The organism is Thalassococcus halodurans, assembly GCF_900108225.1.
GTDB lineage: Bacteria > Pseudomonadota > Alphaproteobacteria > Rhodobacterales > Rhodobacteraceae > Thalassococcus > Thalassococcus halodurans.
In genome coordinates this window covers 714,533-736,165 of sequence record NZ_FNUZ01000002.1, presented here as the reverse complement: position 1 = coordinate 736,165, position 21,633 = coordinate 714,533, and the positions used below count along the sequence as shown (strand labels likewise).

Below are 21,633 nucleotides of genomic sequence, written 5' to 3'. Positions count from 1 at the left end.
TCGTTTGCGGGGGCAATTGGGCAGAATTCGTTAAAGACATCCATATAAGGCGTGTGTCGCGCGCGATGCCGAGGAGGGGCAGCCTGTGACAAAGCCGATCGGAGGAATTGGAAATGTTGGTTGAAAAGTTGGCGACACCAGACGTCATTTCGTGCGAGCGGTTTGAACTGCGTCCCGTGCGTGTGTCTGATCAGGGCTTGATTGGTCATTATGCGGCTGATCTGCGACTGGCCAAGATGACGCCGAACATCCCCAATCCGGTTCCGCCGGGATGGGCCGACGCCTTTGTCGCCCGTACTTTGAAAGACGACGAAGACATTGATCGCTGGGTTCTGGACGGCACCTGTTCCGACCGGCCCGAGGTGATGGGTGTCATCAGCCTGCAAAAGATGGATCGCGCACAGTCCGAGATCAGCTATTGGGTCGCGCCTGCTTTCTGGAATACCGGCATCGCCTCGGCTGCTGTTCGTGGTGTGATCGAGGCCAACCCTCAGGGTGTCCAGACAATGTTTGCCAGCGTCTTTCAGGACAATCCGGCGTCAGCGCGGGTGCTGACCAACGCAGGCTTTGAATACATCGGCGACGCCGAAGCGTTTTGCGTTGCCAGAAACAGTAAAGTGTCCACCTGGACCTACCTTAAAAAGCTATGAGACATGAGTGCCAGAGACGACATTCACATTCAGACTAGAAGAGTGCGTCTCAGGCCTTTGGACACATCCGATGCGCCTGCGCTGGCGCGGCTCGGGGGGGATCCTGACGTCGCGCGGATGCTGGCGTCGGTTCCCAGCCCGTGGTCCGTTGAACATTGCGAAGACTGGATCGAAGCGTCGCAATATCGCGGCCGCTTGGGATTTAGGCTGGGTGTGGAAGAAAAGGGCGGTCAATTGATTGGTTCTGTCGGGATCGGCGGCACCCCTGTTGCCAATTGCGCGTACTTCCTTGGTAAGGATCATTGGGGGCAGGGCTTGGCCACAGAAGCAACCTCGGCCCTTTTGGGCTTTGTCTTTGACCGCTTCGATTCAGACGTGGTCGAGGCCGACCATTTTGATGATAACCCTGCGTCCGGACGCGTTTTGGCCAAACTTGGCTTTGAAAAGGTCGGGCAGGGGACCGGAACCAGCGCGGCACGGCTTGAGCCTGCCGCCAATACGCACTATCGCCTGAACAGGCAGAACTTCGAGGCACACCATGAAATTTCTTGACCTCTGTAAGGTCTATATTCGATCCGGCTCGGGCGGTCGCGGCGCAGCCAGCTTCCGACGCGAGAAATTCATCGAATATGGCGGCCCGGACGGGGGCGATGGCGGGTCTGGTGGAACTGTCTGGGTTGAGGCCGTCGATGGTCTGAACACCCTGATCGATTTCCGCTACCAGCAGCATTTCTTTGCCCAGAACGGTCAACCCGGTATGGGCCGCCAGCGCACCGGTAAGGATGGCGACGACATCACGCTGCGTGTTCCCGTGGGCACTGAAATTCTGGACGAAGACGGCGAAACTGTCATCGCGGACCTGACCGAGCTTGGTCAGAAGGTCATGCTTGCCAAGGGCGGCAATGGCGGTTGGGGCAACGTGCACTTTAAAACCGCAACCAACCAGGCACCGCGCCGGTCCAACCCCGGTCAGGAAGGCATCGAACGCACGATCTGGCTGCGTTTGAAGCTGATCGCCGACGTGGGTCTGCTCGGTCTGCCCAATGCAGGTAAATCGACATTTCTGGCGGCAACGTCCAACGCACGTCCCAAGATCGCGGATTATCCGTTTACCACGCTTCACCCCAATCTGGGAGTTGTGGGCGTGGACAACACCGAATTCGTGGTCGCCGATATTCCGGGCCTGATTGAGGGCGCGCACGAAGGGCGTGGATTGGGCGATCTGTTCCTTGGCCATATCGAACGTTGCGCAGTTTTGCTGCATCTGGTGGATGGCTCGTCCGGCACCTTGATCGAGGATTATCAGACCATCGTCGACGAGATCGAAGCCTATGGCGCTGGTCTGGCAGACAAGCCGCGCATCACGGTTCTGAACAAGGTCGACACGCTGGACGAGGAAGAACGCGAATTCCTGCGCGATGAACTGCAGCAGGCGGTTGGCGGTAAGGTCATGTTGATGTCTGGCGTTTCGGGCGAAGGCACCCAGAACGTGCTGCGCGCGCTGCGCGTGAAAATCGAAGAAGTCCGCGCCGAAGAAAAGGCACAAGACGAAGACGGGGATGAGGGGACATGGCAGCCCTGAGTGACGCCAAAAGACTGGTTGTAAAGATCGGCTCGGCGCTGTTGGTGGATCGCAATACAGGTGATCTGCGTGAACATTGGCTTCGGTCTGTCGCCGAAGATGTGGCCCGCCTGAAAGCAGGCGGTACGGACGTGGTTATCGTATCCTCTGGCTCTATCGCCTTGGGTCGCGTGGTTCTGGGTCTTGGCTCTTCACATTTGCCGTTGGAACAAAGCCAGGCGGCGGCCGCTGTCGGGCAGATCCAGCTGGCACGCGCATGGCAGGATGCTTTGGCCCCCCATGACATCACCACCGCGCAGGTGCTGGTCACACTGGAAGACAGCGAAAACCGCCGCCGTTACCTGAATTCTCGGGCCACCTTGGAAACGCTGCTTGGTTTTGGCGCGGTTCCGATTGTGAACGAGAACGACACGGTCGCGACCGATGAAATCCGTTATGGCGATAACGACCGGATGGCGGCGCAGGTGGCTGTGACCGTTGGTGCGGATCAGTTGATCCTGTTGTCCGATGTGGACGGTTTTTATACTGCAAACCCCAACACCGATCCGACAGCCAAACGATATGATTTCATCGACAAGATCACACCCGAGATCGAGGCGATGGCAGGTGATGCTGGGTCGGGTCTGTCCAAGGGCGGAATGAAGACCAAATTGATGGCTGGTAAGACCGCGATGGCCGCAGGTTGTGCCATGGCGATCACTGAAGGTTCGGTTCTTAACCCGCTGACAGCGCTTGAAAATGGTGCGGCCGCGACGTGGTTCAAGCCGACGATTGACCCGCAGACAGCGCGTAAAAGCTGGATTGCTTCGATGAAACCCCGTGGCATTGTCACGGTCGACGATGGCGCGGCCAAGGCGTTGACCGCGGGCAAGTCGCTTTTGCCTGCGGGCATCACGGCGATCTCGGGCACGTTCGGACGAGGTGACCCGATTGTGATCCGCGATGGTGCGGGTCGTGATTTGGGACAGGGGCTCTGCCGGTATACATCCACCGAGGCGCGTGCCATCAAAGGCCGCCGATCGGATGAAATCGCAGGTGTTTTGGGGTATGAGGGCCGTGCGGTTCTTGTGCACCGTGACGACATGGCGCTGTAAGCGCCGAAAATTTAAACCAGAAGATAGGGCAAAGACATGACCGAACAGATCGAAATTCATGCCATGATGCAGGATATCGGTGCGCGCGCCAAAGCGGCCGCGGCGGAGTTGGCCTTTGCCCCATCCGAGGCCAAGGAAAAGGCGCTATCGACTGCCGCAGACATCGTCTGGGAACGCCGCGCCGAGATCATCGCCGCCAATGCGAAAGATCTTGAGTATGGCCGTGAAAAGGGTCTGTCCGATGCGATGATGGACCGTCTGCTGTTGGATGAGGCCCGTATCCAGTCCATCTGTGACGGTTTGCGTGCGATTGCTGGCCAGACCGATCCCGTTGGTGCTGTGATTGCGGAATGGGACCAACCCACCGGCCTGAACATCAAACGCGTCCGTACACCGTTGGGCGTAATTGGCGTGATTTATGAAAGCCGTCCGAACGTGACTGCCGATGCAGGTGCGCTGTGCCTGAAGGCAGGCAATGCGGTTATTCTGCGGGGCGGTTCAGAAAGTTTTCATTCCTCGGGTCTAATCCACCAGTGCCTTGTGCAGGGGCTGGTTGCTGCAGGCCTGCCCGAGGCCGCAATTCAACTGGTTCCCACACGCGACAGAACGGCGGTGTCGGAAATGTTGAAAATGACGGATTTCATCGATGTGATCGTTCCGCGCGGCGGCAAGGGCCTTGTCGGTCTGGTCCAGCGCGAGGCGCGGGTGCCTGTGTTTGCGCACCTTGAGGGCATCGTGCATGTCTACATCGATGTTGATGCCGATCCGATCAAAGCGCTGGACGTTGTGCTGAACGCCAAAACACGCCGCACAGGCATCTGTGGCGCGGCGGAGTGTCTGCTTATCCATCGCGATGTTGTCGACACCATCGGGCAGGGTGTTTTGCGCGCGCTGATGGATGCGGGAATCGAAGTGCGCGCCGATGGCGTATTGCAATCGGTGCCGGGCACTGTGGCAGCGACGGATACGGACTGGGGCTGTGAATATCTGGACCGGATAATTGCGGCCAAGGTCGTGGATGATGTGGATGCCGCGATCGAGCACATTCGCAAATACAGTTCGGCCCATACGGAATGCATCCTGACCGAGAACGACGACACAGCGAACCGTTTCTTCGAACGTGTCGACAGTGCGATTTTGATGCGCAATGCCTCGACCCAGTTCGCTGATGGCGGCGAGTTTGGCATGGGCGCAGAGATCGGGATTGCGACGGGCAAAATGCATGCGCGTGGCCCTGTCGGTGCCGAACAGCTGACCAGCTTTAAGTATCTGGTCACAGGCGACGGGACTGTTCGGAAGTAATCCTACACCGTCAAAGAAATCACGCCGGCGTCGTCATGCAATTGAGGGCGCCGGTTTTCTTTTGCGGCAAGCAAAGGCAGCAGCGCAAATTGCACATTGGCGGGTTGAAGCGTTTTCAGATCTACCGGCGCTTCAAAGGCTTGCCACAATGGATGCTCGGCATCCAACTGACCGTTCAGAACTGTTAATTCAGCGCCTCGCGGTTCGATAATCACGGCGATGCGGCCACCCATTGGCAACACGGATTCCAGACAAAGAAAGGCCAACATCACCAGTTGTGCCTGCGTTCGGGTCATCGTTTCGGTACCGGCCAGTTCAACCTGTTTTCGTGTGCCACGTGTGAAGCCGTCAAAAATAGCCTGAACCGATTGGCGGCTGACTTGGGATTCGTCGCAGGACAGACCAAAGGCGATGCGAAAGAATTTCAGTTTGGCCGAGGCATTTTCAACGCTGTGCGTCATCAGCCGCATTTCATCGCCCGCGGGATCAACGCTTGGCGACAGACCGATCAATTCGATCCCGTTCTGGATCGCTCCGACAGGGCTAATGAGATCGTGGCACAACCGCGACCCTACCAATGCGGCCAATGCGGCGCTATCTGTAGTCTGAGACGCCGACGAACCGGCATCAAATTCCGGAAGGGGCTGTTTAATGTCTAGTGATCTAAATGCCATTCTCGAGCCTGGTATGCTTGTCAGACACCCTGATCAGCCCCAATGGGGCACAGGGCAAGTTCAATCGAACATCGGCGGGCGGATTACAGTCAACTTCCCGGATGAGGGAAAGGTCGTGATCGACGGGCGATTTGTGACCCTGACGCCGGTATTCGATCCCAGCTAGTGCCTTAGAGGTTACCAAAAGGTTAACAAAATCTGGCAAAGGCGGTGGGACCTCATGTTGGCCTGTGTTTTGGCACTGGATCAGCGGCAATCGGCCTGTTGCGCCGGAATTCCCTTTCGCATTAGAACCGGCACGGATCAAAAGGGGACCTCAATGACGGGCCAGACGCCTCGTTTCACGACACGCCTAGCGCGGGACGACGCCGATCTTCTGGCGGCGCAAAGGCTGCGGTATGATGTGTTTGTGCGTGAACTGGGCGGCGATGGCGATCTGGTGGATCACGACGCGGGCCTTGAACGTGACGCGTTCGATCCGCATTTCGACCACCTGCTTTTGCTGGATGAAAGCCGCACTGATGATCAGGTTGTCGGGGTGTACCGGCTTTTGCGGGATGATCAGGCAGGACACATCGGTCGCTTCTATTCGGATGCGGAGTATGACCTTGATCCATTGTTAAGGTCCGGCCGTAAGTTATTGGAACTTGGTCGATCCTGCCTTCATAAGGACTATCGCGGTGGGGCCGGTATGATGGTCCTGTGGCAGGCCTTGGCCGATTACGTCACCCAGCACGATATCGACATTCTGTTTGGCACAGCCAGTTTTCATGGCACCGACATTGATGCGTTGGCACATCCTTTATCCAATCTGCATCACCGTCATCTGGTGTCCGAGGATTTGCGTGTGCGGTCCAAGGAATACCAAAGCTTGAACGTCTTGCCCGAGGATCAGGTTGACCGCCGTCGCGCGGTGCTGGAAACGCCTGCGCTGATTAAAGCGTACCTGCGGCTTGGCGGGGCCGTCGGTGACGGGGCCTTCGTTGACCACCAGTTTAACACCACAGATGTTTGCCTGATCATGGACACCCAACGCCTGAATGCGCGGCAAAAGGGCATTTACACCAAGGACGCCAAATGAGCCAAACGTGGGATGACGAAGAACGGCCCGAAAAACTTCGGATCGGACCTGCAGGCTGGGCGCGGGTTGCGGTACGCGGGTCGGTGATGGGAACTGTCGTGTTCGGTGGTTTGGGATTGTTGCTGCTGACGCGATTGGTGGAACGTCCGGTGTTCAAGATGCGCCGACCAGTCACGCCTTGGATCACGCAAGCTGTGTGCAAGCTTTCCTTGCGCATCATGCGTTTGCCGGTTCACGTCAGGGGGCAGCAGATGACGGACCACGGCGCGATTGTCGCTAACCATTCGTCATGGTTGGATATTTTTGTTCTGAATTCGCTGAAGAACATCTATTTCGTGTCCAAATCCGAAGTGGCGGGCTGGCCCGGTATCGGCTGGCTTGCACGGGCGACGGGGACTGTTTTCATCCGCCGTGACCGGCGTGAGGCGAAAGCCCAGACAGCGTTGTTCGCCGAGCGGCTTCACCACGGGCACAAGCTTTTGTTCTTTCCCGAGGGCACCTCGACCGACGGTCTGCGGGTCTTGCCGTTCAAAACCACGCTATTTGCATCGTTTTTCGAAGACCCGCTGAAGGATGAAATCCAACTGCAGGCCGTCACCGTAATCTATTCAGCGCCCCACGATCAGGATGCGCGGTTTTACGGCTGGTGGGGTGACATGGATTTCGGCACGCACCTGCTGAAAACGCTGTCGGCCAAACGTCAGGGCAAGGTCGAGGTAATTTACCACGACCCAGTGCGTGTGAATGCGTTTTCAGATAGAAAGGCTATCGCGCAGCACCTTGAGGCGCAGGTGCGCGATGCTCATCATTTGAAAATCGAGTAGGGCCCTACGCCCCGGCCATCGCGTCTGTCAGCGCCTTCAGCGCCGCAACGGGATCTTCTTCGCCCCAGATTTCTTCGCCGATTCCAAAGAAGTCTGTAACAGGGGTCAGCTGGCGCACGATGTCTGCCGTCAGGCCACCTTCGGCGACAACCGGCACTTCGATCATGCTGGACCACCATTCAAACAGTTCGAATTCGGCCATGGCACCATCACCAAGCGCGGTTTCCGACACAGGACCAAAGCTGACGTAATCCGCACCGGCTTCGCCCGCGTTCATGCCGTCATGGCGGGACTGGGCGCAGTAGCTTCCGACAATCGCGTCATCACCCAGTTCCTTTCGGGCTGTACGCACGGAACGCGCACCATCCGTCAGGTGCACACCGTCCAAACCCAGACGCTGGGCCAGAACCACATGGGTATCAATCACGGTCGCCACATCGTAGCTGTGCGCGATTTCACGAACTGCGTCGGCCGCGCGCAGGATTTTGTCTTCGTCCCGCGTTGCAAGGCTCAGGCGCAGACAGGCGATTTCCGTCGCATCCAGCACGGATTTCAATTTTTCTGAGAACGTGGACAGGTCCAGTTCTGGCGGTGTGATCAGATACAGCTGCGGCTCTTCTTTATCGGCCATTTCGCGTGCCCCTTCAAAGCTTTGCACCGTATTAAACAAGCAAAAGGGATTTGACCATCCGGTGTTGTGGCCATTTCATCGGTCTTTCGTTGCGCGCATCGAAATTCTGAGCCGCTACACATGGCGAATTGGCCTTTGAAACTTGGCCTGTTTGCTTGTGGCATGCGCCGCTAGGGCGTATGAGCAGGGCAAGTTTGACTGCAGGATAAAAAGATGCCCAGCGACACGCCTCAACCCTGTTTCGTGCTGGTTCGCCCGCAAATGGGTGAAAACATCGGCGCGGCGGCTCGTGCCATGTGGAATTTCGGTCTGGACCGGATGCGCGTTGTGGCCCCCCGTGATGGCTGGCCGAACGAAAAGGCCGTTGCAATGGCGTCCGGCGCGGGCCGTCTTCTGGATGAAGCCCAGCTTTATGACAGCACGCGCGACGCGATCGAGGATTGTACCTTTGTTTTGGCAACCACCGCCCGCAGCCGCGACCTGACCAAGCCGGTTTATAGCCCTGAAGAGGCGATGAAAGTCGTGCGCGAACGGGTGGCCAAGGGGGAAAAGGTTGCCGTTCTCTTTGGGCCCGAACGTGCGGGTCTGGAAAACGAAGACATCGTTCAGGCAAATGGCATCATCACCGTTCCGGTGAACCCCGAGTTTCCTTCACTGAACCTTGGCCAATGCGTGTTGCTGACCGGTTATGAATGGCGCCGCCAAACGACCGAGATCGTGGGCGAAACCACCGAAATGGCGGGCGCTGTCTGGGCCAACCAACAGGAAGTGGCGGCTTTGGCGGATCATTACGAAGACCGGATGGACGAGGCCGGTTTCTTCTTTCCCGAGCATAAAGCGGACAGCATGAAGCTGAACTTGCGCAATCTCTGGAGCCGGATGCCCCTGACACGCGCGGATGTTCAAACCCTGCACGGTGTCCTGCGGCAAATTGTTCGGTGGAAAGAAAAGGGCGGGCGTTGAAGGACAGTGCCCCGAGACCTACTGTCTGCTTCGATCAAGGAGAGTTTACATGAGCGGTCAGCGAAAGCTTTTCGAAGAAGTCGGCAGTGACACTGCCAAACCCGCAGCGCCCCAAGGCGGAATGATCGATCAGGGCAGGGGCGGCGCACGCGGTGCGATCCGCATCTGGTTGATGGTGCTGTTTGCCATGGTGATGGCCATGATCGTTGTCGGTGGTTTGACCCGCCTGACAGATTCCGGCCTGTCGATCACCGAATGGGCCCCGATCACCGGCGCACTGCCGCCGATGTCCGAGGCAGCCTGGCAGGTCGAATTCGACAAATACCGGCAGATCCCTGAATACCAGTTGCAAAACAAGGGCATGAGCCTGTCCGAGTTCCAGTTTATCTACTGGTGGGAATGGGGCCATCGTCAGCTGGGCCGTGTGATCGGTCTGGTCTGGGCCGTTGGTTTCTTTGGCTTCCTCGTGACCAAAAACATCCCGACCGGTTGGACTGGTCGCCTGTTGCTGTTGGGTGCTTTGGGTGGCCTTCAGGGCGCGATTGGCTGGTGGATGGTGTCTTCGGGCCTTTCGGGCGAGATGCTGGATGTGGCCAGCTACCGTCTGGCCACGCACCTTGGCCTGGCGTTCGTGATCCTCGGGTTCATCGCGTGGTACGTATTCATGCTGGGGCACGATCAGCGCGATCTGTTCCAAGCGCGACGTAACCGCGAGGCCAAACTGTTTTCCATGGGCACAGGCCTGATGCACTTTGCCTTTCTGCAAATCCTGATCGGCGCATTGGTTGCCGGTATTGATGCGGGGCGCAACTATACCGACTGGCCGCTGATGGGTGGCGCGTTTATCCCGCCAACCCCGTTCGAGATCGAGCCCGTCTGGCGCAACTTCTTTGAAAACGATGGTCTGGTGCAGTTCATCCACCGCATGACAGGTTATGCGCTGTTTATCTTCGGTGTGATTGTCTGGCGCCGTGCACGCAAATCGCCCAACGCCGACACGCGCTTCCGTTTCAATGCGGTGATGGCGATGATGACGTTGCAAATGGTTCTGGGGATCGTCACCGTGATCTACAGCTCGCCGCTGCACATCGCGATCGTGCACCAGTTGGGCGCTGTTCTTTTGTGGGTGCTGATCATTCGTGCCCGTTTCGGCGCGCAGTACCCGCGCTTCCAGTCGGTCAGGGGGGTCGCATGACCAACGCATATGACGACTTGATGGCGTTTCAGCGCGAAACAGGTGCGCTGGGGCAAATCGCTGGCCGCTTGGGCTGGGATCAGGAAACCATGATGCCACGGGGTGCAGCCCCACAACGGGCCGAGGAAATGGCCGCGATGGAGCATGTGCTGCACGCCCGTCGCACGGACCCGCGTTTGGGCGATTGGCTTGCTGCCATTAACGATAAAACGCTTGATCAAGTGGGGCAGGCAAACCTGCGCCACATCCGCAAATCGTACCTGCGTAACACGGCTATTCCGGCCAAACTGGCGTCGGAACTGGCCCGTAAAACCAGCATGGCGCAAGGCATCTGGGCCGAGGCACGGTCAAAGGACGATTTCGCCTCTTTCGCGCCCACGCTGGAAGAAATTGTATCGTTAAAGCGGGAAGAGGCCGCGGCGCTGAGCAAAGGCAACCTGTATGACGCGTTGCTGGACGATTATGAGCCCGACGCGACAGGCGACCAGATCGCTGCGATGTTCAACGCAATGGAGCCGCGTCTGATTGCCCTGCGTGACAAGGTGTTGGGCAAACCCGAACCCAAGAGCGTCACAGGCACGTTTGATGAAGCCAAGCAGATGAAGCTGACGCGGCAACTGGCCAAAACCTTTGGCTATGACATGTCGCGCGGTCGCGTTGATAAGGCTGTGCATCCGTTTTCATCCGGTAGCGGCATGGACGTGCGGATCACCACGCGCACCAGTGAAATCGACCCGTTCAACTGCTTCTATTCGACCATCCACGAAGTCGGCCACGCCTGCTATGAGCAGAACATCAACGACGATTATCTGTTCACGCCTTTGGGCAGTGGCGTGTCGATGGGCGTTCACGAAAGCCAGAGCCGGATCTACGAAAACCAGATCGGTCGTGGGCGTGCGTTTACATCGTGGTTGTTCGGCGAGATGAAAGAGGCCTTTGGTGATTTCGGCATCGCCAATGAAGATGAATTCTACGCGACCGTGAATAAGGTCCACAAAGGCTACATCCGGACGGAAGCGGACGAAATCCAGTATAACCTGCACGTTTTGCTGCGCTTTGGTCTGGAAAAAGACCTGATGGAGGGCAAGCTGGACGTGGCCGACCTTGAAGAGGCGTGGAATACGCGGTTCGAACAGGCGTTTGGTTATAAGGTCGACAAGGCATCGAACGGAGTGCTGCAGGATGTGCACTGGTCCGTCGGCCTGTTCGGTTATTTCCCGACCTATTCGTTGGGCAACCTGTATGCGGGCTGCCTGAACGTGGCAATGCGGGGTGCGTTGCCCGATCTCGATACGGATCTGGCAAAGGGCGATACCACTGCGGCGACGGCGTGGCTGCAGGAAAACGTGCAGCAGCACGGTGGGCTGTACAAACCGACCGACCTGATCGCCAAAGCCACAGGGGCTGAGCCGTCCGAGGCACCTTTGATGGACTATCTGGAAGCCAAATTCGGCGAGATTTACGACCTTTAAGGTGTCAGATCCTCAAAGCATTTGAGGATCCAATCCACGACCTGCCGCATTGCCGGATCATTGCGGCGGGTTTCATGGTAGGACATCCACATGTCCATTTTTGCTTCGGGCAAGGTCGCGCTGACCGGCCCTAGCCGATCATCCGCATCGCCGATGATCGTAGGCAGCGGCGCGCAATAGCCGGTCGCGTTCATCAGCTGATAGATGGCATCAAAGTTTTCCACGCGCACTTTGGGCGGGCGGCGGTACAGATCGAAACCAGCCCGCATGATGTCGATGGCGTCAAAGCTTTCGACCAGACCGATCCAATCTTGTGGGTCGGGCATATCCTTGATCTTGTAGAGTCGGAAGCTCAGCACACCTGCTTTTCGGGTGATGACCCGCCCGTGATCCGGTGCCCCGGGCGTGATGACCAGATCGTTGTCACCGAGACCTTCACGTTGCGCGCGGTCATGAAAAACGAGCGATAAGCCTTCGAGATCCTTGGAATATTTCTTGAGACCCGGAAATAGAACGCGCGAGTTGATGACCGGGATGCAGCCGATGCTGACGCGGATATCTTCGGCGCCGCGCCGGATGGACGGTTCGTTCAACAGCGACCGAAGAGCACCATCAAAATCCTGCGCAAGATCGATGATCGGGCGGATTGCGCCTGACGGCTGCCAGCCATCGGGTGTTTTGATAAAAGCTGTCGTTCCCAAATGGCCTGACAACCGCTCGATACGTCGCGACACTGTTGCTGTATTGGTCCCGAGAGATTTGGCCGCTGCGGTCATCGTTCCGGTTTTCGAAAGAGCTACCAAAAACCGAAGATCATCCCAGTTAATCATAAGTCCACCACGTCTAGTCTGAGTTCCGACTGCTTGGAAAAGGGGCAGTTCGGCGCTGCGTATAGAAAACGCGCCGTTGCAAATATGCAAGGCGCGTTTTCAAAAACGTTCGATTTATTTGATCAAAAGGTCAGTTTTCTGTGTCGCCTTCGGGTGTTTCAGGCGTGATTTCGGTGGCTTCACCGTCGATCACATCCTCTTCGTCCTGTTCCGCAATCCATGCGACGCTGACGACCTCTTCACCTTTGCCGGTGTTGAAGACGCGCACGCCACCTGCGCTGCGGGAACGGAAGCTGATGCCATCAACAGGCACGCGGATGGACTGACCCTTGGAGGTTGCGAGCATGATCTGGTCGCCCATCTCGACAGGGAAGCAGGCCACCAGCGGACCGCCACGCATGGCTTTGTCCATCGCTGTCACACCCTGACCACCACGTCCGCGGACAGGGTAGTCGTGCGACGAGCTGAGTTTACCAGCACCCAACGAGGTGATCGTCAGGATCAGGTTTTCAGCGGCCGACATCTCGGCATAGCGTTCCTGCGTGATCAGGCCCGGTGCGACATCGTCTTCATCGCCCTCGGCATCGTCAGCCAAGCCGGCAACCGCGCGACGCATCTTGAGGTAAGCCGCGCGTTCTTCCGGGCTGGCCTCGAAGTGGCGGATGACGGACATCGATACGACCTCATCACCGTCTTTCAGGTTGATGCCGCGCACACCAACGGACGCGCGCGAGTTGAACACGCGCACATCGGTCGAACGGAAGCGGATCGCACGGCCCTTAGCGGTGACCAGCATCACATCGTCGTCTTCCGAACAGATGCGAGCGTTGATCAGACGGGTATCGGCGTTGTCGTCTTCAAACTTCATCGCGATCTTGCCATTCGACTTCACGTTGGTGAAGTCAGACAGCGCGTTGCGGCGAACCGTACCGGCAGAGGTCGCAAAGACGATCTGCAACTGGTCCCATTCATCCTCGGCGCGGTCAACGGGCATAATCGCGGCAATCGAAACACCCTGCGGAATGGGCAGGATGTTGATGATCGCCTTGCCCTTGGACGTACGCGACCCTTGGGGCAGGCGCCATGTCTTGAGCTTGTAGACCATGCCTTCGGTAGTGAAGAACAACAGCTGCGTATGAGTGTTGGCGACAAACAGAGTGGTGACCACGTCATCATCTTTGGTTGCCATACCAGACAGACCTTTGCCGCCGCGACGCTGCGCGCGGAAGTCGGCCAGCGGCGTGCGCTTGATGTAGCCTGTCTGCGTGACTGTGACGACCATGTCTTCCTGTTCGATCAGGTCTTCGTCGACCATATCGCCCGACCATTCGACAATCTCGGTGCGGCGGGGCACGGCGAACAGCTCTTTCACTTCGTTCAGTTCGTCCGAAATGATGCCCATGATCCGGTCGCGAGATCCCAGAATTTCAAGGTATTCCTTGATCTTGGAGGCGAGTTCTTCCAGCTCGTCGGTGACTTCCTTCACACCGATTTGTGTCAGACGCTGCAGACGCAGTTCGAGGATCGCACGCGCCTGAGTTTCAGACAGGTTATACGTCCCGTCGTCATTCATCGTGTGGGTTGGATCATCGATCAGACGGATGTAATCCGCAATGTCCTGCGCGGGCCAGCGACGCGTCATCAGTTTTTCACGCGCTTCGGCGGCGTCGGCCGAACTACGGATCGTTGCGACCACTTCGTCAACGTTGGTTACGGCAACCGCCAAACCACACAGGATGTGGCTGCGTTCACGCGCTTTGCGCAGCAGGTATGCGGTTCGGCGGGCAACGACGTCTTCACGGAAATCAATAAAGGACGTCAGGAACTTGCGCAGAGTAAGCTGTTCCGGACGACCACCGTTCAGGGCCAGCATGTTACAGCCAAAGGATGTCTGCATCGGCGTGTAGCGGAACAACTGGTTCAGAACGACCTCAGCCGTGGCATCGCGCTTCAGTTCTACGACAACGCGCACACCGTTACGGTCGGATTCATCCTGAACGTGGGCGATACCTTCGATCCGTTTTTCGCGGGCGGCTTCGGCGATCTTTTCGATCATCGATGCCTTGTTCACCTGATAGGGGATTTCGTCGATGACAATCGCCCAACGGTCTTTGCGGATTTCTTCAACCCGAGTTTTCGACCGGATGATCACCGATCCACGACCCTCAAGGTACGCTTTGTGCGCGCCGGAACGGCCCAGCATGATGCCACCTGTCGGGAAATCGGGGCCAGGAACGTAATGGATCAGCTGCTCGGACGTCAGATCGGGATTTTCGATCAGCGCAAGGCAGGCATCAACCACTTCACCAAGGTTATGCGGCGGAATGTTGGTCGCCATACCAACCGCGATACCACCGGCACCGTTGACCAGCATGTTCGGGAAGCGGGCAGGCAGAACCGTGGGTTCCTGATCCTTGCCGTCGTAGTTGTCCTGGAAATCGACGGTTTCCATGCCGATATCGTTCAGCAGGTAAGCCGCCGGTTTGTCCATGCGGACCTCGGTGTAACGCATGGCGGCTGCGTTATCGCCGTCCATCGAACCGAAGTTGCCCTGACCATCCAGCAGCGGCAAGGACATCGAGAAATCCTGCGCCATACGGACCAGCGCGTCATAGATCGCGCTGTCGCCATGGGGGTGGTATTTACCCATGACATCGCCCACAGGACGGGCCGATTTGCGATACGGTTTGTCGTGGCTGTTACCCGTTTCATGCATCGCATAAAGGATGCGGCGGTGCACCGGTTTCAGACCGTCCCGAAGGTCGGGAATCGCACGGCTGACGATCACGCTCATTGCGTAATCGAGGTACGATGTCTTCATCTCATGTTCGATGGAGACCGCAGGGCCATCATACGCGGGGCGTTCGGGCCGATTTTCTTCTTCGTTTTCAGGGGTTTCTGGCCGGTCGGTCACTTTTTTTGTCCGCCTGTCGTTATTCTATATGTTGTTGGCTCATATCATAGCAGAGGCAGGATATGGGGTGCAACGTATGGATCAGCGCGATTTTTCGGCAGCCATTCCGTCAGAGTGCTAACATACTGTTTTTGTTGACAGAAGTTGCTGAATTTTCAAACCTGAACACATCAGAAAAAAATTGGAGGTTGAGTATGGAAATCAACGAAACGGAAATGATGCTGAAAGGCTATGGCCTGACCACTGCGGAAATCTTTTACCGGATCCCCGATTACCAGCACGTTCTGAACAGTTTCATCTGGCAAGACTACGATCTGGCACCGGATCATCCCAAGCTGTTCCGGTTCATCGAGTTCTGGCAGGACGAGATCGAAGGTCCGCTGCATTCGGTGAAATTCACGCACAGAAAACTGCTGTCATCCGGTGAATGGCGCAACGTCGTCGGTGAATTTACCTATCACTGAACAGGGCTATTTCGCCCCGAGACCCAGTTTCATCAGACCGTGGCGCACCGGGCCGACGCCGTGCAGCAGGTCGATGCCCTTGGCACGCAAATCGCGCAGAGTTTGGTCCGATGCCATAGATGTCCGGTTCAATGCAGTGATACCGGCAACCCGTAGCTTTACATCGCCATAGCGGGCCCTTTCGTAGGCATCCAGCATAAGCTGGTCCCCAAGCTGTTCTGGATGTTTGGTCGCCAGGTCAAGCAACGTCGCGATGTCTTTCAGGCTCATATTCAGGCCCTGCGCGCCGATGGGCGGCACCACATGTGCGGCTTCGGCGACGACCGCCAGACGTTCCGCAATCAGGCTATCTGCCTTTTGCGCGATGATCGGCCAGATTGTGCGCTTGGACGCCAGTTTCAAAGGACCGTACAGTTCGCACGACCGTTCGTTCATCGCGGCCTCGAAATCGGTCTCATCCAACGCCATCAATGCGTCGGCTTTGGCGGATTCTTCCATCCAGACGATGGCCGAGGAAGGTTTGCCGTCAAAATCGGGCAGTGGCACCAACGTAAACGGCCCGCCCGTGCGGTGAATTTCCGTCGACACGAACCGGTGGGGCAGGCTGTGCGTGACGGCAAAGGCCAGTGCTTTCTGTCCGAAACGGGTTGTCTGAACACCAATGCCTGCCGCGTCGCGCATCGGCGAATTGCGACCGTCTGCTGCAATGACCAGTTTGGCGAAAACTTTGGTTCCGTCGCTCAGCCCGACACGAGCCTGAGCGGTGCGTGTAAACAGGGTTTCAGCCTTCACACCGGGGCGGAATTCAACATTGGGAAGGTCGTTCAAAATGGCCGAGATTTCGCGACGCAAAAGCCAGTTGGGCAGGTTCCAACCGAAAGGTTCCTCGGAAATGTCCGCCGCATCGAAATCCTTCGTCACACGAGGTTCGGCAACTTCGCCACCTGCATCCACGATGCGCATTGTTTGCAGTGGGGTGGCAAAGGGGGCAAGCACTTGCCACAGGCCGATGTCATTTAGAAAGTCGCGGGCGGGCTGTAGAAAAGCGGTCGACCGCAAATCCGCGCCATCAGCATCGCGCGTGGTAATCGGTGGCGCAGGATCAACGCAAAGCACTGAAAAGCCTGCTTTGCCAAAAGCCGCAGCTGCCGTCAGGCCGGCAATGCCACCGCCCGAGATTACGATATCAAAACTGAGCGCGTTCTGTGTCATAGGCTTCATCTAGGTCGTAGGGGCGCGTTTCACCACTGCAAAAGCGTCGCAGCTGTCACACCAGTTTAGACAGAAACGCGGCCAGATCATTGGTGTGATGATGGATATGATCGTGATCCGTGGGTTCGTCGGCAACCAACACGGTTTTCATGCCCATCGCATGCGGCACCTGTAGGTTGCGCACATCATCTTCGAACATGGCAGCAGTGGTGGTGTCGGTCCCATCCAGCGCAAAGACCTTTTCAAACGCGCTGCGTTCGGGCTTGGGCGCATAGCCCGCGTGTTCGACGCCATAGATCGCCTCAAACAGGCCATCCAGCCCGCGCGCCTCAATCACGCGTTCAGCGTAGGGGCGGGTACCGTTCGTGTAAATAATCTTGCGGCCGGGCAGCGCCGCGATCTGGGCACGCAGTTCCGCATCCGGCGAAAGTACGTCGAATGAAATGTCATGCACGTCTTTCAGAAAGGGAACAGGATCCAGATCGTGGTTGGCCATCAGCCCTGCAAGCGTGGTGCCGTATTTCTTCCAATAGCTCACTCGAAGGTCCTGTGCCTGATCTGCGGTGACGTTCAGACTGTTCATAACATAGGACGTCATCCGCTTTTCGATCTGGTCGAAAAGCCGCATTTCTGGGGGGTAGAGGGTGTTGTCCAGATCGAACACCCAATGGCGAACATGGGAAAATGTGTCTTTCATCGTGACGCGGACGCTATCCGGTGCGGCGAAACGATACAATGGCCGCGCTTGAAAACGTAAGGAAACCAGTCCTATTGTCCACGGATACTTCGGAGGAGACCCGTATGTCGCAGACGCGTGTACAACAAAAAGACGCTTACTCGCTTATTCTTGATGCGATTGATACGGGAATCTATCGCCCCGGTGACCGCTTGGTTGAAAGCGATCTGGCCGAAAGATTCGGCGTATCGCGTACCCCGATCCGTGAAGCATTGCAGCGGCTTGAGACGCAATCGCTACTGGCGCGGGACGGTCGTTCGTTGATTGTGGCGTCCTTGGATCACAACCAGATGTCCGAACTATATGCTGTGCGGACCGAGCTTGAGGGGTTGGCCGCCCGTCTTGCTGCGCGCCACGCGACCGAGGAAGAAATTCAGGTTCTGCAGGGCATGGTCGATGAAGATCGTAAGCTGATTGACGAGCCTCAAGCGCTCGCGCGGGCGAACCGCCGGTTCCATAAGCAAATCCATCTGGCGTCACATAACCGCTTTTTGGTGCAGCAGTTGGATCTGGTGCATCGCTCGATGGCGTTGATGGCGACCACGTCGCTGGCAGCCCAAGGTCGGGGTGAGGTTGCTCTTGGCGAACATGCGGCCATCGTGGATGCGATTTCGCGCCGTGATGAACACGCCGCCTACAAGGCACTCCGTGATCATATCTCGGTCGCCTTTGTGACACGTCTGAAGCTGGATTCGCTGAAATCCGGTGATTGATTTCTAAACGTGGGTGTCAGACTGGGGCTGGGACGTACCGTGTGCTGTCTTGTCCCAGAAAAACGGTTTCCTGACCAACTCCCACAGCGCTTTGTAGGCGGCGATACATCCCAGCGGGAAATACAGAAGCAGAGACGGAACCCACGGCATCAGCGTCTTGTGGGGGGATCTGGCCAAGGCGAACGCCCCGATTGTGACGGATAGGGCCTCGGAACTCAGGAACAAAGCAGTGAGCCCGTATCGCACGTCCGGCGTCAGAAAGCCGTCTAGTGGGTGAGGCAACCCCGCGACCACCAGCCAGAAAGACCACAGCACCGGCATTAGCAAAAACTGCAGTGACGAGCACAAGAACAACGCGTGGAACCCCAGAAACCGCTTCAGCCCCAGTTCCCGCAATAGGCGTTTGGGATTTCGCGAATGGACTAGCCACGTTTGCAAATATCCTTTCAACCAGCGCGATCGTTGTTTGATCCATGGCCAAGGCCTGTTGTTCGCTTCTTCCAAAGTGACGGTGCCAACCATCTCGGTCCGGTAGCCGTAACGGGCCAATCGGATACCCAAATCTGCATCTTCTGTGACGTTATGGGCGTCCCAACATCCGACATGTTCCAACGCGGCGCGCCGGAAGTAGACTGTTGTCCCACCAAGCGGCACTGCAAATCCTGCGCTGGCCACCCCCGGTAAAAGCAGCCTGAACCAAGTCGCATACTCGATCGTAAAACAACGGGAGAGCCAGTTTGCCGTCGGGTTATAGTAATCCAAAATACCTTGCAGGCAGGCCACTTCGGGCGGACTTCGGGCAAACCTGTCAACGATACGGGTGATCTGATCCGCGGCGGGGGCGTCTTCTGCATCAAGGACGCCAATGATCTCACCACGTGCGTAGTTGAGGGCATAGTTCAACGCTCTGGGTTTTGTCTGAACCGTGCCTTCTGGAACCGTCACGATCCGCATCCAACCGGGCAAATCGCTTTGTGCCAGCATATCGTGGGTTTTCTGGTCGGATTTCTCCAATATCAGAAGCACATCGAGGCAGGCCTTTGGGTAATCCAGCCGTTTCAGGCGGTTTACCAAGGAATTCGCGATGGCGTCTTCGTCAAACAAGGGGACTAGTACAGACACGACCGGACGTTCTCCCAATCGGCGTGGCGCGGTTTCGTGCTGAAACTTCGGCGATTTCAGCGCGACGATGATCCGGAAGACTTGCGTAACGGCCAGAGCGCCGACGGCGATACTGACGAGGGACGCAAAGTAAAGCTGCGGATAAAGAAACAGCGAAAGAATGTTCAAGCAGGCAAAGGCTGATGCGATTGCTATAGACAGCGGGGATGTCATCGCAAAATCGCGGCAACTCAGGTCCTGTGGAACGTGCGTTTCTGCGCGTTCTGCCAGTGCCGCCCCATGTCTTTGAATTATCAGACCTTCGATGTCTTCTTCGGTGGCGAGAGCCATCGCAGGCGCGATTCCCTTTTTTTCCAGTAAGGGTCGGCACGCGTCATAGCCAAAGGGACTGCTGGCCGCGACAATCAAAAGGCCGTCTTGATAGGCCCAAGGGACGACGCCAAATGTCAGGCAAGTTTCGGGGCTTAGCAGGCCGCCAATAGCCGGATCAGCGGGAAATGCCTTTGTATCAAGTGGCTTTATCCCAAAATTTCTAGCCGTTAAGCCGAGAACCTTTTTCGACGTCGCAAGGTTTTCGGCAACCGCGACACGATCAAGTGTGACCCCGCAGTCACGCGCTGTGACCATAGCATCCAGAACTTTGGTTTTGGGGACCGCGCCGTTTTCGATCAGAACCTTGCTGAAAGGACGGCGTTGTCGCCGGCCTTTGTCAGCAACAAAGTCGCGCGCTTTTGGTGGCTGGTCAAACTGATCGACAGACATCGCCGTCTCCATACCGCTTTGCGGCAGAAGACGGTAAAGTGTTTAACGGTGCGTTAACCGCCGAGATAGATTTAGGTTGCTTTCGCCATAGCGTCGGCAAAACGCTCGAACAGATAGAAGCTGTCCTGCGGGCCTGGGCTGGCTTCCGGGTGGTGCTGAACGGAAAAGACGGGTTTGTCTTTGATGCGCAGACCACAGTTCGATCCGTCGAACAACGACACATGCGTTTCTTCAACACCTTCCGGCAAAGTCTGGCTGTCCACCGCGAAACCGTGGTTCATCGACGTGATTTCGACCTTACCCGTGCCGATTTCCTTAACGGGATGGTTTGCACCGTGGTGGCCGTGGTTCATTTTGACCGTCTTCGCACCCAGCGCGAGCGCGAGCATCTGGTGACCAAGGCAAATGCCGAAGACAGGCAGGTCCTTTTCCAGAACGCCCTGAATCATCGGCACGGCATACTTGCCTGTTGCCGCCGGATCGCCCGGGCCGTTCGACAGGAAAACACCATCGGGGTTCAGCGCCAGCACGTCTTCTGCTGTTGCCGTCGCCGGAAGAACGGTGACGTCACAGCCGGCAGATGCCAAGCAGCGCAGGATGTTGCGTTTTGCGCCATAGTCGATGGCGACGACCTTGTGCTTTGCATCGGTCTGACGTGTGTAGCCTTCGGGCCAAGCCCACCGCATTTCATCCCAGCGATAGCTTTGTGCGCATGTCACGTCTTTGGCCAGATCAAGACCGGACAGGCCTTCGAAGGCACGGGCCTTTTGAACCAGCGCGTCGATGTCGAACACACCATCGGCACGGTGCGACAGGGCGACGTGCGGCGCACCTTGCTGGCGGATCGCGCGGGTCAGACGGCGTGTATCAACACCACCGATCGCGATGCGACCGCGGCTGGAGAGCCAATCGGACAGCTCCGATACTGCACGCCAGTTGGAGGATTGCGTGGGCATCCACTTAACAACCATACCCGCAGCCACCGGATCACCGGTTTCGTCGTCTTCGGGGTTCACGCCGGTGTTGCCGATGTGCGGGAAAGTGAAAGTCACGATCTGGCCCGCGTAGGACGGGTCTGTCATGATTTCCTGATAACCAGTCATGGCTGTATTAAAGCACAGCTCGGCGACGGTATCGCCTTCTGCGCCAAAGCCTTCTCCGTAAAAGATCGTGCCGTCAGCAAGGGCGAGGCAAGCGGTGGGTTTTTTCGGTTGGGCAAGCGTCATGGCGCGACTCCTGTCAAAGGCCAAATTGCGCCTTACCTAAGAGTCGTAGCCCATAGGGTCAAGGCCACCTGTTGGCCTGATTCACAGCATTTTTAATACGGTTTGACGTTGCGGCGCTTTGTATTGCGCTATGGATATGCTTTGAGTAGAAGCAAGCTTTGCGAAATCACTGGGGATAGACCGCAA

At 57.2% G+C, this 21,633-nt stretch carries 21 protein-coding genes; 13 read left to right on the top strand and 8 right to left on the bottom strand.

Going from position 1 to position 21,633, the window contains the following annotated elements; all coding sequences use genetic code 11:
• Window positions 1–113: 113 nt before the first annotated feature.
• From C4S59_RS08575 to C4S59_RS08555, 5 genes are read left to right on the top strand one after another with little or no spacing between them, the layout of a single operon-like run.
• Entirely contained in the window at window positions 114–650 is a 537-nt protein-coding gene (locus tag C4S59_RS08575; protein WP_103910039.1) for a GNAT family N-acetyltransferase, read from the top strand.
• Between the two features lie 3 nt (window positions 651–653).
• The gene (locus C4S59_RS08570) at window positions 654–1,202 is read left to right on the top strand and encodes a GNAT family N-acetyltransferase (RefSeq protein WP_103910038.1); all 549 of its coding nucleotides are present in this window, start codon (window positions 654–656) and stop codon (window positions 1,200–1,202) included.
• Entirely contained in the window at window positions 1,189–2,232 is a 1,044-nt protein-coding gene (gene obgE, locus C4S59_RS08565) for a GTPase ObgE (RefSeq protein WP_103910037.1), read from the top strand. Before C4S59_RS08570 ends, obgE begins: the two co-directional genes overlap by 14 nt.
• A complete protein-coding gene (proB, locus tag C4S59_RS08560; RefSeq protein WP_103910036.1) occupies window positions 2,220–3,326 on the top strand; it encodes a glutamate 5-kinase in 1,107 nt (368 codons plus the stop codon). The genes obgE and proB overlap by 13 nt, the downstream gene beginning before the upstream one ends.
• A 36-nt stretch (window positions 3,327–3,362) precedes the next feature.
• Window positions 3,363–4,628: a glutamate-5-semialdehyde dehydrogenase gene (locus C4S59_RS08555; protein ID WP_103910035.1), complete on the top strand. Its 1,266-nt coding sequence runs from the start codon at window positions 3,363–3,365 to the stop codon at window positions 4,626–4,628.
• A gap of 2 nt (window positions 4,629–4,630) precedes the next feature.
• Here C4S59_RS08555 and C4S59_RS08550 read toward each other — a convergent pair whose 3' ends face one another.
• Window positions 4,631–5,302, bottom strand: a complete 672-nt coding sequence (locus C4S59_RS08550; RefSeq protein WP_103910034.1) for a histidine phosphotransferase family protein — start codon at window positions 5,300–5,302, stop codon at window positions 4,631–4,633.
• On the opposite strand from C4S59_RS08550, the gene C4S59_RS08545 reads away from it, so the two are divergent.
• The 3 genes from C4S59_RS08545 (at window position 5,280) to C4S59_RS08535 (ending at window position 7,207) form a co-directional block, all read left to right on the top strand.
• The gene (locus C4S59_RS08545) at window positions 5,280–5,468 is read left to right on the top strand and encodes a DUF3553 domain-containing protein (protein WP_103910337.1); all 189 of its coding nucleotides are present in this window, start codon (window positions 5,280–5,282) and stop codon (window positions 5,466–5,468) included. The genes C4S59_RS08550 and C4S59_RS08545 overlap by 23 nt on opposite strands.
• A 153-nt stretch (window positions 5,469–5,621) precedes the next feature.
• On the top strand, window positions 5,622–6,383 hold the full coding sequence (locus C4S59_RS08540; RefSeq protein WP_103910033.1) for a GNAT family N-acetyltransferase: 762 nt from the start codon (window positions 5,622–5,624) through the stop codon (window positions 6,381–6,383).
• Window positions 6,380–7,207 (top strand): lysophospholipid acyltransferase family protein, encoded by an 828-nt coding sequence (locus tag C4S59_RS08535; protein ID WP_103910032.1) that lies wholly within the window; start codon window positions 6,380–6,382, stop codon window positions 7,205–7,207. The genes C4S59_RS08540 and C4S59_RS08535 overlap by 4 nt, the downstream gene beginning before the upstream one ends.
• 4 nt (window positions 7,208–7,211) lie before the next feature.
• Here the strand turns inward: C4S59_RS08535 and C4S59_RS08530 are convergent, their stop codons facing one another.
• Window positions 7,212–7,838, bottom strand: coding sequence for a thiamine phosphate synthase (locus C4S59_RS08530; protein WP_103910031.1), 627 nt, complete (start codon window positions 7,836–7,838; stop codon window positions 7,212–7,214).
• Window positions 7,839–8,051: 213 nt separating this feature from the next.
• Here C4S59_RS08530 and C4S59_RS08525 point away from each other — a divergent pair, with 213 nt between their 5' ends.
• Genes C4S59_RS08525 through C4S59_RS08515 form a run of 3 tightly spaced genes read left to right on the top strand, consistent with a single transcriptional unit; the run spans window position 8,052 to window position 11,468 of the window.
• Window positions 8,052–8,801, top strand: a complete 750-nt coding sequence (locus C4S59_RS08525; protein WP_103910030.1) for an RNA methyltransferase — start codon at window positions 8,052–8,054, stop codon at window positions 8,799–8,801.
• Window positions 8,802–8,850: 49 nt separating this feature from the next.
• A complete protein-coding gene (gene ctaA, locus C4S59_RS08520) occupies window positions 8,851–9,996 on the top strand; it encodes a heme A synthase (protein WP_103910029.1) in 1,146 nt (381 codons plus the stop codon).
• A complete protein-coding gene (locus C4S59_RS08515) occupies window positions 9,993–11,468 on the top strand; it encodes a carboxypeptidase M32 (RefSeq protein WP_103910028.1) in 1,476 nt (491 codons plus the stop codon). Before ctaA ends, C4S59_RS08515 begins: the two co-directional genes overlap by 4 nt.
• On the opposite strand, the gene C4S59_RS08510 is transcribed toward C4S59_RS08515, so the two are convergent.
• Window positions 11,465–12,298 (bottom strand): LysR family transcriptional regulator, encoded by an 834-nt coding sequence (locus C4S59_RS08510; protein WP_103910027.1) that lies wholly within the window; start codon window positions 12,296–12,298, stop codon window positions 11,465–11,467. The two genes, C4S59_RS08515 and C4S59_RS08510, sit on opposite strands and share 4 nt — an antisense overlap.
• A 130-nt stretch (window positions 12,299–12,428) precedes the next feature.
• Window positions 12,429–15,212 (bottom strand): DNA gyrase subunit A, encoded by a 2,784-nt coding sequence (gene gyrA, locus C4S59_RS08505; protein ID WP_103910026.1) that lies wholly within the window; start codon window positions 15,210–15,212, stop codon window positions 12,429–12,431.
• A gap of 194 nt (window positions 15,213–15,406) precedes the next feature.
• Here gyrA and C4S59_RS08500 point away from each other — a divergent pair, with 194 nt between their 5' ends.
• Window positions 15,407–15,676, top strand: coding sequence for an usg protein (locus C4S59_RS08500; RefSeq protein ID WP_103910025.1), 270 nt, complete (start codon window positions 15,407–15,409; stop codon window positions 15,674–15,676).
• Between the two features lie 6 nt (window positions 15,677–15,682).
• Here the strand turns inward: C4S59_RS08500 and C4S59_RS08495 are convergent, their stop codons facing one another.
• A complete protein-coding gene (locus tag C4S59_RS08495) occupies window positions 15,683–16,888 on the bottom strand; it encodes a UbiH/UbiF family hydroxylase (protein WP_103910024.1) in 1,206 nt (401 codons plus the stop codon).
• Window positions 16,889–16,943: 55 nt separating this feature from the next.
• A complete protein-coding gene (locus tag C4S59_RS08490; RefSeq protein ID WP_103910336.1) occupies window positions 16,944–17,585 on the bottom strand; it encodes a pyrimidine 5'-nucleotidase in 642 nt (213 codons plus the stop codon).
• Between the two features lie 104 nt (window positions 17,586–17,689).
• On the opposite strand from C4S59_RS08490, the gene C4S59_RS08485 reads away from it, so the two are divergent.
• Window positions 17,690–18,337 carry a GntR family transcriptional regulator gene (locus C4S59_RS08485; protein ID WP_103910023.1) on the top strand — a complete coding sequence of 216 codons (648 nt, stop codon included), beginning with the start codon at window positions 17,690–17,692 and terminating at the stop codon, window positions 18,335–18,337.
• 3 nt (window positions 18,338–18,340) lie between these two features.
• Here the strand turns inward: C4S59_RS08485 and C4S59_RS08480 are convergent, their stop codons facing one another.
• Both C4S59_RS08480 and carA read right to left on the bottom strand, forming a co-directional pair.
• Window positions 18,341–20,221: a glycosyltransferase family 2 protein gene (locus C4S59_RS08480; RefSeq protein ID WP_200813187.1), complete on the bottom strand. Its 1,881-nt coding sequence runs from the start codon at window positions 20,219–20,221 to the stop codon at window positions 18,341–18,343.
• 71 nt (window positions 20,222–20,292) lie between these two features.
• Window positions 20,293–21,447, bottom strand: a complete 1,155-nt coding sequence (carA, locus tag C4S59_RS08475; RefSeq protein WP_103910021.1) for a glutamine-hydrolyzing carbamoyl-phosphate synthase small subunit — start codon at window positions 21,445–21,447, stop codon at window positions 20,293–20,295.
• Window positions 21,448–21,633 lie beyond the last annotated feature (186 nt).

What these genes read in the sequence shown, in the direction of transcription:
- C4S59_RS08540 (WP_103910033.1), top strand. Translation starts at nt 5,622, where the DNA reads ATGACGGGCCAGACGCCTCGTTTCACGACACGCCTAGCGCGGGACGAC.
- C4S59_RS08485 (WP_103910023.1), top strand. Translation starts at nt 17,690, where the DNA reads ATGTCGCAGACGCGTGTACAACAAAAAGACGCTTACTCGCTTATTCTT.
- C4S59_RS08555 (WP_103910035.1), top strand. Translation starts at nt 3,363, where the DNA reads ATGACCGAACAGATCGAAATTCATGCCATGATGCAGGATATCGGTGCG.
- C4S59_RS08530 (WP_103910031.1), bottom strand. Translation starts at nt 7,838, where the DNA reads ATGGCCGATAAAGAAGAGCCGCAGCTGTATCTGATCACACCGCCAGAA.
- carA (WP_103910021.1), bottom strand. Translation starts at nt 21,447, where the DNA reads ATGACGCTTGCCCAACCGAAAAAACCCACCGCTTGCCTCGCCCTTGCT.
- C4S59_RS08550 (WP_103910034.1), bottom strand. Translation starts at nt 5,302, where the DNA reads ATGGCATTTAGATCACTAGACATTAAACAGCCCCTTCCGGAATTTGAT.
- C4S59_RS08535 (WP_103910032.1), top strand. Translation starts at nt 6,380, where the DNA reads ATGAGCCAAACGTGGGATGACGAAGAACGGCCCGAAAAACTTCGGATC.
- C4S59_RS08575 (WP_103910039.1), top strand. Translation starts at nt 114, where the DNA reads ATGTTGGTTGAAAAGTTGGCGACACCAGACGTCATTTCGTGCGAGCGG.
- ctaA (WP_103910029.1), top strand. Translation starts at nt 8,851, where the DNA reads ATGAGCGGTCAGCGAAAGCTTTTCGAAGAAGTCGGCAGTGACACTGCC.
- C4S59_RS08500 (WP_103910025.1), top strand. Translation starts at nt 15,407, where the DNA reads ATGGAAATCAACGAAACGGAAATGATGCTGAAAGGCTATGGCCTGACC.
- C4S59_RS08490 (WP_103910336.1), bottom strand. Translation starts at nt 17,585, where the DNA reads ATGAAAGACACATTTTCCCATGTTCGCCATTGGGTGTTCGATCTGGAC.
- C4S59_RS08515 (WP_103910028.1), top strand. Translation starts at nt 9,993, where the DNA reads ATGACCAACGCATATGACGACTTGATGGCGTTTCAGCGCGAAACAGGT.
- proB (WP_103910036.1), top strand. Translation starts at nt 2,220, where the DNA reads ATGGCAGCCCTGAGTGACGCCAAAAGACTGGTTGTAAAGATCGGCTCG.
- C4S59_RS08545 (WP_103910337.1), top strand. Translation starts at nt 5,280, where the DNA reads ATGTCTAGTGATCTAAATGCCATTCTCGAGCCTGGTATGCTTGTCAGA.
- C4S59_RS08495 (WP_103910024.1), bottom strand. Translation starts at nt 16,888, where the DNA reads ATGACACAGAACGCGCTCAGTTTTGATATCGTAATCTCGGGCGGTGGC.
- C4S59_RS08570 (WP_103910038.1), top strand. Translation starts at nt 654, where the DNA reads ATGAGTGCCAGAGACGACATTCACATTCAGACTAGAAGAGTGCGTCTC.
- C4S59_RS08480 (WP_200813187.1), bottom strand. Translation starts at nt 20,221, where the DNA reads ATGTCTGTCGATCAGTTTGACCAGCCACCAAAAGCGCGCGACTTTGTT.
- C4S59_RS08510 (WP_103910027.1), bottom strand. Translation starts at nt 12,298, where the DNA reads ATGATTAACTGGGATGATCTTCGGTTTTTGGTAGCTCTTTCGAAAACC.
- obgE (WP_103910037.1), top strand. Translation starts at nt 1,189, where the DNA reads ATGAAATTTCTTGACCTCTGTAAGGTCTATATTCGATCCGGCTCGGGC.
- C4S59_RS08525 (WP_103910030.1), top strand. Translation starts at nt 8,052, where the DNA reads ATGCCCAGCGACACGCCTCAACCCTGTTTCGTGCTGGTTCGCCCGCAA.